Raw genomic sequence first — 11,516 nt, forward strand, 5'->3', positions numbered from 1 at the left:
GGTAACTCCCGAAGGAGGTACCGGGGTTGTTGGCGTGTCAAAGGAGGGAAGTCTACAACTCACTGAATATCATTTTTTTATAATTGAAAGCGCTATTATTCAGAGCCAGATTAGTTGTTTTATTGAAAACTACTACATTCACGAAGGGTGGATTACCATGTTTCAAATGGCCAAACGCGTTCTCCTCAGTACCACGCTAACCCTCAGCCTGCTTGCCGGCAGCGCATTGCCTTTCCTACCAGCTTCCGCGATCTATGCCGATCCGGATACCGCTGTCACCAACAAGCAGAATTTCAGTACCGATGTTATTTATCAAGTTTTCACCGACCGCTTCCTGGATGGTGACCCCTCCAATAACCCTACCGGAGCCGCCTATGATGCCACCTGCAGCAACCTGAAGCTGTATTGCGGAGGCGACTGGCAGGGATTGATCAACAAAATCAATGACAACTATTTCAGCGATTTGGGCGTCACGGCCCTGTGGATCTCCCAACCTGTGGAAAACATCTTCGCTACCATCAACTACAGCGGCGTAACGAACACAGCCTATCACGGCTATTGGGCAAGGGATTTCAAAAAGACCAATCCGTATTTCGGGACCATGACCGATTTTCAAAATCTGATTACGACCGCTCATGCAAAAGGCATCAAAATCATTATTGATTTTGCACCAAACCATACTTCCCCTGCCATGGAAACCGATACTTCATTTGCCGAGAATGGCAAGCTGTACGATAACGGCAACCTGGTTGGCGGGTACACCAATGATACGAACGGCTATTTCCACCATAATGGCGGCTCTGATTTCTCCACGCTTGAGAATGGCATCTACAAAAACCTCTACGATCTGGCCGATCTGAATCACAATAACAGCACGATCGATACATACTTCAAAGACGCAATCAAGCTGTGGCTTGATATGGGTGTGGACGGCATCCGGGTCGATGCAGTGAAGCACATGCCTCAGGGCTGGCAAAAAAACTGGATGTCATCCATTTATGCGCACCAACCGGTGTTTACCTTCGGTGAGTGGTTCCTGGGATCGGCTGCACCGGATGCGGATAACACGGAATTTGCCAACGAATCCGGCATGAGCCTGCTCGACTTCCGTTTCAACTCGGCCGTCCGCAACGTGTTCCGTGACAACACGTCCAACATGTACGCGCTGGATTCCATGATTACCGCTACGGCAGCTGACTACAACCAGGTCAATGACCAGGTCACATTTATCGATAACCATGATATGGATCGTTTCAAAACAAGTGCAGTAAACAACCGCCGTCTGGAACAGGCTCTTGCCTTCACATTGACCTCACGCGGTGTGCCTGCCATCTATTATGGTACCGAGCAGTATCTGACAGGGAATGGAGACCCTGACAACCGGGGCAAAATGCCTTCCTTCTCCAAATCGACTACCGCTTTCAATGTGATCAGCAAGCTCGCACCCCTGCGCAAAACCAATCCAGCCATTGCCTACGGTTCCACTCAGCAGCGCTGGATCAACAACGACGTATATATCTATGAGCGCAAATTTGGCAGCAGTGTAGCCGTCGTTGCCGTCAACCGCAATCTCACAACTTCAGCGAACATCACGAACCTGAGTACTTCGCTTCCAACAGGTACTTATAACGATGTACTGGGCGGCGCACTTAATGGCAGCAACATCACTTCCAGCGGAGGCAGTGTCTCTTCCTTCACGCTGGCGGCAGGAGCTACGGCAGTCTGGGAGTATACCTCCAGCGAAACAACACCGAGCATTGGACATGTGGGTCCTGTAATGGGTAAACCAGGTAATGTGGTTACCATTGATGGACGCGGATTTGGTTCCACCAAAGGCACCGTTTACTTCGGTACAACAGCTGTTACAGGCTCGGCCATCACATCCTGGGAAGATACTCAAATCAAAGTCACCATTCCTGCTGTAGCAGCGGGTGATTACGCAGTCAAAGTGGCTGCAAATGGTGTAAACAGCAATGCCTACAACGATTTCACCATTCTTAGCGGTGATCAGGTGTCCGTACGTTTCGTGATTAACAATGCCACCACTGCTCTGGGTGAGAATATCTACCTGACAGGAAATGTGGGAGAACTGGGGAACTGGACCACAGGTGCAGCAGCTATTGGGCCAGCCTTCAATCAGGTCATTCATGCCTACCCGACATGGTATTATGATGTAAGCGTGCCAGCGGGTAAACAGCTGGAGTTCAAATTCTTCAAGAAGAACGGCGCCACCATTACATGGGAAGGTGGTTCCAATCACACCTTTACCACACCAACCAGTGGAACAGCCACAGTAACCGTGAACTGGCAATAAGTTATTTCATAGCCATTAATCAAGCCCGGAGCCACGTGCTCCGGGTTTTGCTGTATAACGATAAGTCCGGATCGTCGATCAGAATGAGTTACACGGACAGTTAGTGCAGCAGGGGCAATATTGGAGGGGCTTACAGCCCACACAGGCTAACCATAATCAATGTACCCATAAGCCACGAAACACTTTAACTCAGTGGAATAGAATCAATGCAAAATCAGGCACTTCCGCTGCAATGCCAGTCGACGAGAGACATGACATCACGGAAGTGCCTGAATGAGTGACCGTTATTATGGCGGCTGACTATGCTGTTAATGGCACGACATTATCCTTTGGATGCACCGGTAGTGAGTCCTTGAACAAGGAAACGCTGCAAGAATACAAAGAGCAATGTAATTGGAATTGCAATCAGTACGGCCCCTGCAGCAAACATCGTAAAGTTACTGTCCTGGTACCGGTTAACCAGGTCCCACATGCCTACCGCAAGCGTCCAGTTTTCCTTCGTCCGCAAAACAAGCCGGGCGAAGATAAAATCCATCCACGCGCCAGTAAAGCTGGTAAGCGCCACATAGGTCAGCATCGGTTTGGATAGTGGCAAAATGATGCTGGTAAATACCCGCAAATGACTTGCGCCATCAATGCGTGCTGCTTCATCCAGACTGCGCGGAATCGTATCGAAGAACCCTTTTACGATAAATCCGCCCAGTACTGCCCCCGAAGAATATACAAGGATCAGCGCGGCATGGGTGTCGAGCAATTTGATCTGCAGCAAAATGATATAGATCGCGATCATGCTCATAAAGCTTGGAAACATGCCGAGAATCAGCATGGTGGAGAGAATTGTTTGCCGTCCCCGAAACCGGAAACGGGAGAGTGCATACATGCCGAGTGTTACCATAAGGGTTGAGAAGATCATGGTGAAAAAGGCGATTTTGAGCGTGTTCAGATACCACCTGCCATACATGAACGATGGATTATTGAACAATTCGCCATAATGGGACAGAGTGAAAGCTTCCGGCCATAAGCGCTCGCTGTACAGCGCCGCCCCCGGTCGCAGAGAAGAGAGAAAGATCCACAACACCGGATAAATGGAGACAACGGCGATGATAATCAACAACACATAACTGAGAGTTAGGCGCATCGGGTTATTGCGTTTCTTCATTGAATCATGTCCTCCTCCTTAAACGATTTGGAGCGGCGGAAATTCCAGATGGAAAACGACGCAATAATGATGAAGATGATGATGCCTACGGCTGAAGCCATATTGAATTTGTTGTTGTCCAGCGTGAGCTTGTAAAGCCAGGTCACCAGCAGGTCTGTTGCCCCTGCATACTGGTAGTCGCCGCGCAGAGGATTCCCGTTGGTCAGCAGGAAGATAACATTGAAGTTGTTGAAGTTTCCTGCAAACTGCATAATCAGCACCGGAGTTGTTGCAAAAAGAATGAATGGCATCGTGATGATCCGGAATTTCTGGAATGCGGATGCTCCGTCCACTTCAGCGGCCTCGTACAGATCACGCGGAATTGCCGTCAAGACGCCAAGGATCAGCACCATGCTGACCGGAATACCGATCCACATGTTAACCACGATAACGGTAACCTTGGCCCAGAACGGATCGGTCAACCAGGGCAGCCCCTCCAGACCAAAAGCTCTCATATACGTATTGATTGGACCGAATTGGCCATTGAACAGGTTCCGCATGAGCAGCAAGGAAATGATCTGTGGTATGGCATAAGGGAGAATGAAGATCGTCCGCCACAGCTTTTTGAACCGGATGCCTCGCTGCTCGATCAGCAGCGCCACAAGCACTCCGCCAAAATAAGTAGTTACCGTGGCCAAAATCGCCCATATCACTGTCCACGTTAATACACCAAAAAAGGTATGACTCCATGATTTGAGCTGAATCAGATCACTGAATGTCTTAAAACCAACCCAATCCACAAGTTTGGCTGGCGGAATATGATCCGGTGCCGAATAGTTGGTAAACGCGAGGGTGATCGTAAACAGGATCGGCATGATCGTGAAGAAAAGAACCCCCAAAGCCGGAATGGACAAAAACAGATAAGGGAAATTTTTGTCCATCATGTTTCTGAGCGAAGCTGCCGCTCCCAGTGTTTTCTTCCCTTCCTCCCTCGCGAGTCCTGTGTAATACGCATCACGGATATTCAGGATATAAATCAGAATAAACACAAAAAACACCAGTAGTACGATAATTCCATCTAACAATAAAAAGATCGAATGGTCGCCCCGTTGAAGCACCGTGGACCCATTCACTTTGACAAAGCGCTGCGTATTTTCCCCCAGTGTCCATATTCCCCATACGGCCTGTGACAGGCGGGGAAGCAGGTACGCAAGCCCTGCCCCCTCCAGTAACAGTAGACAAATCCCCTTGATCCATTGCCGATTGTACAATTGTCCAAGACCTTGCAGTATGATCGAACATATGGCCGCTGTCATCCGGTACTGTTTTTCCCTATTGGGCCTAACAGACACCGGGACATGCTGTTGTTTCATTCGCTCTCTCCTCCCCACCTTCTCCAAACCTGGTGCTTCATCCGTTTATTGAACCGTTGCCAGACTTTCCTGGATCTGCTTCACTGCGTTATCCAGCGATGCCTTCACATCCTTGCCGCCATCCCATATATCGGTAACAGCTGATGTGATCGGGCCCCAGACGCTGTCCATTGCGGGAAGCGAAGGCATTGGCGTCGAATTGTTGAATTGCTCAAGGAAGGCCTTGTTGATCGGATCCTCCTGTACCTTCGGATCGGCTGCCACGTTGGTGTTGGCTGGAAGTGTACCGTTCATTTCAAAGTTGGCCATCTGGGCTTCTTCGTTGGAGAGGAAGGCTGCAAAGAGTTTGGCCGCATTCGGGTATTGGGTAAATGCATTCACATAATAGGCTTTGACTCCGGAGAACGAAGTCATCGGTTTGCCATCGATCGCAGGGAGTGGTGCAACGCCAAAGTCAATGCCCGCATTGCGATAATCGGCAATGGTCCAAGGACCGTTGATGTCCATTGCCAGCTTTCCACTGGAGAACAGTCCTTTTTTGATATCATAATTCACGTCACCCATCTTGAGCGGCAGCACTTCCGACTTCAGCGTCTGTAAGAACTCTCCACCCTTCTGAGCTCCTTCATTGTTCAGACCGAGATCTTCGCTATTCATTCCGTTATCCCCGAAAATATAACCACCCTGTGAAGCCAGGAACGCATAATTGTAATAGAACTGCTGCAATTCCCACATCAGGGCATATTGGTTGGACTTCACGTCATTAAAGGTTTTGGCGAAGCTGACAATCTCTTCAAAGTTCTTCGGCGCTTCAGGATAAAGCGCCTTGTTATAAAAGAGGGCGTACGTTTCCACGCTGTACGGATATCCGTATAAGATGTCCTTAAACGTTACGGCCTTCAGTGCATTTTCGCTGGTGTTCGCTACTGTCTCCGCTTCAAAAATATCATTCGGCAAAATGAGACCAGCCTCTGAAGCGCTTCCAATTTTGTCATGCGGGAACACAACAACATCCGCTGCCAGGCCTGCCGGGCCATCCGTAGTCAGTTTGGTTACCTGATCTGTTGGAGGCAGCTCCTCCATTTTGACGGTTACCCCATACTTTTCTTCAAACTTCTTGGCTCTCTCTTCCACAAAACTCTGTTGGTTCTTGTCTTCCCAGATAACCAGGGTAGCGCCTTCTTCTGGCTGGAGGTTCTCAGCTGTCAGCTGTACAACCTCCTCTGCATTCTCGCCCCCCGTCCCCGTCGTCGGAGAGGTGCTTCCGCCTCCAGCAGAGCACGCGGCCAGTGTAAAGGCCATCATAACGGACAATGTTGCCCCTTGCCATTTTCTCATGTAAAATGTCCCCTTCCCTCTGTTTGGTTCAAAATCTTGCGCTTTTCTCCCTTGGGTCTGCATGTGATGACAGGTTTTGCAATCCATATTCGCTTTGGTACAAACGTTTGCTCAGATGGACGACAAGTCTACTTCAAAGTTATGTATTCAGGGGGAAATACTCTCGGATGTAAGCCAAAACCACTTATGTAAGCGCTATAACAACAATCACATCATACAATATGAGACTTTCTTTGCACAAACGTTTGCACAAGCCATATTGGCTCAATTTCACCCATTTTTCTTGTTCTAGATCCAGTAACTTCCTGTTTCCTTGTTCTGACTCTTTCTTCCTTATTTTTACTTCCGATGCATCCCGTATGCTGCAGTTTGCAATTGATTTATCGAATCTGTTGGATTACCATAGGAGAATGTTGAAATGATTGATCAGAAGGGATTTTTTACATGATTACTATCAAAGATATTGCCAAATTGGCGGGTGTCTCCCCTTCTACAGTTTCACGGGTGATCTCCAACCATCCCAGAATTAGCACCGAGACGTCTCTCAAAGTGAAGCAAATCATGAAAGAGCTGAATTATCATCCCAATATCATGGCCAAGAGCCTGGTGTCCAAAACGACTCAAACCCTTGGCATCATGCTTCCACGCCCTGCAGAAGAGTTGTTTCAGAATTACTTTTTTGGAGAACTGCTGCGGGGAATCATTACGCACGCCACCCGCATGAATTATGAATTGCTGCTGACCACCGAAACGTCTTCAGACAACGAATTGCACGCGATTTCACGCCTGGTTCATGGACGAAGAGTGGATGGCATTCTGCTGCTCGGCTCCAAACGGGACGATCCGATCATCTCCTTTTTGGAAGAGGAAAAGTTTCCTTTCGTGCTGATCGGGCGCAGCGAGGCTCATCCGAACGCACCCATGGTTGATAACGATAATGTGCAGACCGCTTATGATGCGACCCAGCATTTAATCGCCCAGGGGCATACCCGAATCGGATTTGTCAGCGGCCCACCCGATATTACGTTATCGCATGATCGCATGCGAGGGTACGAAAAAGCGCTTGCTGAAGCGGGCCTGCACGCGAATAACGACTGGATTGTGGAAGGCGAGTTTCTACAGGAGAGCGGATTTCGGGCCATGTCGCTGTTCATGGCCTTGCCGGACAGACCTACTGCGATCGTTGTCATTGATGACAATGTTGCCTTCGGGGTGCTGAGAGCTCTTGCCGAACTTGGTTACCGTGTGCCGGAAGACATCAGCGTCGTTAGCTTTAACAACATCGCCTTATCTGAACTGGCTTCTCCACCGCTAAGCTCTATTGATATTGGAACCTACCAGCTCGGTTATACTGCAGTTCAGGTTCTGCTCAAAATTTTGAACAGGGAAGCACTGCCTCAAAATCCGGTCATTATTCCGCATCGTCTGATTGTGCGCGAATCTTCTCTCTTTTCGAAGTCTAAGCCGGCATCCGTTTAAACCATTTTTGAAGCTCGATGTATCAATGCAAACGTTTGTCCTACATGGACCAAGATGCTGCAATTAGAGGTCTCTGGCAGAAAAAAAGAAGCCGCACACATGCGGCTTCCTGTTTACATACCGTAATTCCTATTTCATTCCGTTCACTGATTAATAAGAGTTCCAGCCTGAATCGGCCTCGATCACAGTTCCGTTCACGAAGCTGGACTCGTCCGATCCGAGGAACAGGGCTACCTTGGCAATCTCTTCGCTTGTCCCTATGCGCGGGTTAATCGCCATGCCCAGCTGCTGTCTGGACGCACCGAATTGGCTGATCCCTGCCATGGAGGAACTGATATTCGTTGCTACCCCACCCGGAGCGATGGCGTTGCAGCGAATGCCCTGCCCTGCATACATAAACCCTGTATTTTTGGTAAGTCCGACTACAGCATGTTTGGACGCCGTATATGCCGCTCCCGCACGGCCACCATGCAATCCGCCAGCCGAAGCAACGTTAACGATGACGCCGTTTTGCTTCTCCAGGAAGATCGGCAGCACTTTGCGCGTTGTACGCATTACACTTGTGGTATTAACTGCAAAGAGTCGCTCCCACTTCTCATCCGTTACCTCAGCAGCCGGCTCCATGCCGTCCATAATCCCAGCATTGTTCACCAGGATGTCTACGGTTCCGTACGTGCTGACCGTTGTATCAATCAGGTTTTGCACATCTTCCTCTTTGGCCACATTGGCCAGAACCACGATGGCTTCTCCACCTTGGGCTTTGATCTCATTAACAACCGTCTGTGCGGATTCTTCGTTGATATCGGATACAACCACTTTCGCACCCTCTTGTGCATACAACGTGGCGATTGCTTTCCCCATACCTGAACCTGCGCCTGTAACCACAGCTACTTTATCTTGAAGTTTCATCTCATGTATCCTCCTTTGTGTATTCGTTTACAATAAGTTAACAAACAAATGTTCATTAACTCCTATCCTTAGTATAATAAGTCATAGCGTTTCACTTCAATCAGTAAAAGCTTGTCCAGTTGTACGTTAAACAACACTTATAAGCCTGAATGTACTTTAACTATTAAAGTGAACTATATAACATTTACACGGAACGGAGAGGACAGAAATAACCTGAAGAAGCGAAGCTAAAAGCTTTCTGAAAGAAAGCTTCTTCGGAAGCATATGCCGCCTTTATCCCCGTATTTACCATTTATAAAAGGAATCAAAAAATCTGGGGATAACAGCGATCGGAAGGTTGTTCTGTCATCGAAGTGGCCAAATTGTAAATATTCTTTAGTTAAACATATATAGCGAGGAGAAAAATAGATGTCTGAAATTCCGAATTCCATGGATCGAAGAATCAAGAAATCAAAAGCTGCACTGAAGGATGCACTCATCCATTTGATGCAAAAACATGCCTTTAAGGAAATATCCATTACGGATATTGTACAGAGAGCTGATCTGAACCGGGGTACTTTCTACAGACATTACCAGTACAAGGAAGACCTTTTCAACGAAATCATCGATGATGTGATACAGGATCTGGTGACTTCTTTTCGCAAACCCTATCAGGGTATGAAAGAGTTCGAGGTTGGTCTGATGCCTTCTTCGGCCATCACCATATTTGAGCATGTGCACCAGCACGCACAATTCTACACGCTGGTTGTGAAATCAGAGGCTTCTTCCAACTTTCAGCGCATGATCTGTGATGTTCTTCGGGATCTCTCCTTACAGGATCTGAATCACATCTTCCCGCAGCACATTAACCCTGAATTGCTGGCAAGCTACCAGTCTCACGCGATATTCGGCATGATCTTGGAGTGGATCAGACAGGATTTCAAGCACAGCCCCGCCTACATGGCCGAGGAGTTGTTCAAGATCATTCATTACAGGCCTGACAACGTCGTGTTGAAAGACTGAAAATTAAAATCGCTATACTTTTCCCTATAGTATGGTGATCGAGAGGAATTTCAAGAAAGCTTTTTCCACCAAAATGATGTAAATACATTCCTGTAATTTCTGGTATTTATATGTTAGGTTATCCAATGGAATAAAAACTAAAGGAGGATGACATTACAATTGAAGAAGTCGTGGATTATATCATTGATTACCAGTTTTGTTTTGATTGCCGGAGTGCTTCTCTCTCCAGCTGCTTCTGCCAATGCAGTCAATGCAGCAACCTCTACATATTCAGATCAGAGTTATGAAGAATTTAAAGAGTACACTACTCAGTTATTTGCTCTTGAAACTTATGAGGCCAAAGCCTTTACCGCTTTGGAAAGCATCGACACCCAGGTAACTTCAACGAATCGCAAGTCCATGTATCTTAAACTTACAAATACGGTGATCCCCAATTATACGAAATTGGTATCCAAGGCAAAACAAATCAAGCCTACCAACCCGAAAATCAAGAAAATCCACGCCATATTTATCAAGGCAAGCTACACTCAGCTCGAGGGGTACCTCCTGTACCAAAAGGCAGTATCCAAGAACAAAGTGAATTACACGTTACTAAAACAGGGTAATGCAAAAGTAAACACCGCTGGTGTTCTAATGGACCAATGCGAAGAACAGTTATACGCTTATGCAAGAAGTTTGGGGTATGGCAGCTAGTACCTATCTCAATAGAAACCCAGAAAAGCGACCATTCCCCATAATTAATGGAGAACGGTCGCTTTTTCTAATTATAAATAAAGATAACGATCTGATACGTATTTATTTCTCTCTTTGATTAGAGCCCCAGCTTCTGCCCTTTCTCCAAACGCTGGATCTGATGCTCTCCGGTGTCCGCAAGCTCACGGAACTGGTTAATCGTTTCCCGCATTCGCGGTAGTGCCTCCTGCTTATATACACTAATGGAATCTAATGCGGACAGTACATCCGTGAAGGCCTGCTTCATCGTATCAACCGATATGCTGGCATCATACGCCTGCTTTTGGATGGCAATCCCCTGATCCTTGAGCATTTTGGACGTGCCTGCGATCAGGTCATTGGTCGTCTGATTAAGCAGCTCGATCTTCTGCAATACAATCTTTTGGTTATATAATGCACTCGCTACAGTAACGGCAATTTTCAGTGCCGAAATGGTTACATTCTTCGCCCGATCTACCCCTCGAATCAGTTCCTTGTTGTTGCGGATGACGACTTCAATCGCCATAATGCCCTGCTGGTTCACGACCAGCATCTGCTGCAGATCCATCACGCGCTGACGCAGCGGGAACAGAACCTCTTCTGTGATAAAACGGACCTTCTCCGGGTCCTCATTCCGCACCTTGGCGGCCTCGATCTGTCCGTCAATCGACTCATCCATAAGCACGCCAAGCTGGATTTCTTTTTGCAGCCGTTTGGTCAGTTCCCGCAGGGTCTGCTGCTCAATCTCCAGCGTTGTATTGTCGTTGCGCAATGTGGCTCTTCCTTTGTCCAGGGAAGTTACGATGTCAGCGATGACCGCATCGGCCTTCTGATATTTGAGAAAATAGGCCCGCAGCGGATTGAACAATTTGCCGAGGAATCCGGTCTTGGCGAAGTCGACCACGCTCGGGTCGAGATCCTTCAGTTGCATGTGCAGCTCGGTCAACCCTTTGGCGACCTGACCGCCTTCGTCTCCGGTCTTGGACAGATGTCCAACAGAGACTTGAAGCAGCGCGTTTTTCTCCGAAGAGGATCTCATCGTGTTCATGCCAAAGCCTTCAATGGATTGCAAAATCTCCTTGCGTTTATCCAGCGACTCCAAATCCAGCGACATGATCATCTCCACGTTGGCGTTTGCCACTTGCTGCAGCTCTGCCACCTCGGCCGGTACGGGCTTCACCTCTTCCTCTATGACCTTCTGAATCTCCTTCTGGCTGGGTATCTCCATCGAAAACGACATCCAAACTCCCCC

9 protein-coding genes are annotated in these 11,516 nt (G+C 48.0%); 4 read left to right on the top strand and 5 right to left on the bottom strand.

What is annotated here, in order from left to right; translation table 11 throughout:
• Positions 1 to 166 precede the first annotated feature (166 nt).
• Positions 167 to 2,314, top strand: coding sequence for an alpha-amylase family glycosyl hydrolase (locus AB3N00_RS13395; RefSeq protein WP_413035275.1), 2,148 nt, complete (start codon positions 167 to 169; stop codon positions 2,312 to 2,314).
• 322 nt (positions 2,315 to 2,636) lie between these two features.
• Here AB3N00_RS13395 and AB3N00_RS13400 read toward each other — a convergent pair whose 3' ends face one another.
• The 3 genes from AB3N00_RS13400 to AB3N00_RS13410 are packed head-to-tail and all read right to left on the bottom strand — an operon-like array spanning position 2,637 to position 6,163.
• Positions 2,637 to 3,473, bottom strand: coding sequence for a sugar ABC transporter permease (locus AB3N00_RS13400; protein ID WP_413034959.1), 837 nt, complete (start codon positions 3,471 to 3,473; stop codon positions 2,637 to 2,639).
• Complete coding sequence (locus tag AB3N00_RS13405; protein WP_413034960.1) at positions 3,470 to 4,825, bottom strand: ABC transporter permease subunit; 1,356 nt, start codon at positions 4,823 to 4,825, stop codon at positions 3,470 to 3,472. Before AB3N00_RS13405 ends, AB3N00_RS13400 begins: the two co-directional genes overlap by 4 nt.
• A 45-nt stretch (positions 4,826 to 4,870) precedes the next feature.
• Positions 4,871 to 6,163 (bottom strand): extracellular solute-binding protein, encoded by a 1,293-nt coding sequence (locus AB3N00_RS13410; protein WP_413034961.1) that lies wholly within the window; start codon positions 6,161 to 6,163, stop codon positions 4,871 to 4,873.
• 444 nt (positions 6,164 to 6,607) lie between these two features.
• Here AB3N00_RS13410 and AB3N00_RS13415 point away from each other — a divergent pair, with 444 nt between their 5' ends.
• Positions 6,608 to 7,642 (top strand): LacI family DNA-binding transcriptional regulator, encoded by a 1,035-nt coding sequence (locus AB3N00_RS13415; protein WP_413034962.1) that lies wholly within the window; start codon positions 6,608 to 6,610, stop codon positions 7,640 to 7,642.
• A gap of 150 nt (positions 7,643 to 7,792) precedes the next feature.
• On the opposite strand, the gene AB3N00_RS13420 is transcribed toward AB3N00_RS13415, so the two are convergent.
• Positions 7,793 to 8,551 (bottom strand): SDR family oxidoreductase, encoded by a 759-nt coding sequence (locus AB3N00_RS13420; RefSeq protein ID WP_413034963.1) that lies wholly within the window; start codon positions 8,549 to 8,551, stop codon positions 7,793 to 7,795.
• Between the two features lie 408 nt (positions 8,552 to 8,959).
• Between AB3N00_RS13420 and AB3N00_RS13425 the strand changes: the two genes are divergently transcribed.
• Both AB3N00_RS13425 and AB3N00_RS13430 read left to right on the top strand, forming a co-directional pair.
• The gene (locus tag AB3N00_RS13425; protein ID WP_413034964.1) at positions 8,960 to 9,553 is read left to right on the top strand and encodes a TetR/AcrR family transcriptional regulator; all 594 of its coding nucleotides are present in this window, start codon (positions 8,960 to 8,962) and stop codon (positions 9,551 to 9,553) included.
• 159 nt (positions 9,554 to 9,712) lie between these two features.
• Complete coding sequence (locus AB3N00_RS13430) at positions 9,713 to 10,246, top strand: hypothetical protein (protein WP_413034965.1); 534 nt, start codon at positions 9,713 to 9,715, stop codon at positions 10,244 to 10,246.
• A 118-nt stretch (positions 10,247 to 10,364) separates the two neighbouring features.
• On the opposite strand, the gene AB3N00_RS13435 is transcribed toward AB3N00_RS13430, so the two are convergent.
• Positions 10,365 to 11,504 (bottom strand): toxic anion resistance protein, encoded by a 1,140-nt coding sequence (locus AB3N00_RS13435; RefSeq protein ID WP_413034966.1) that lies wholly within the window; start codon positions 11,502 to 11,504, stop codon positions 10,365 to 10,367.
• Positions 11,505 to 11,516: the final 12 nt, after the last annotated feature.

Source organism: Paenibacillus xylanilyticus (assembly GCF_047246825.1).
GTDB classification, from domain to species: Bacteria; Bacillota; Bacilli; order Paenibacillales; family Paenibacillaceae; genus Paenibacillus; species Paenibacillus xylanilyticus_B.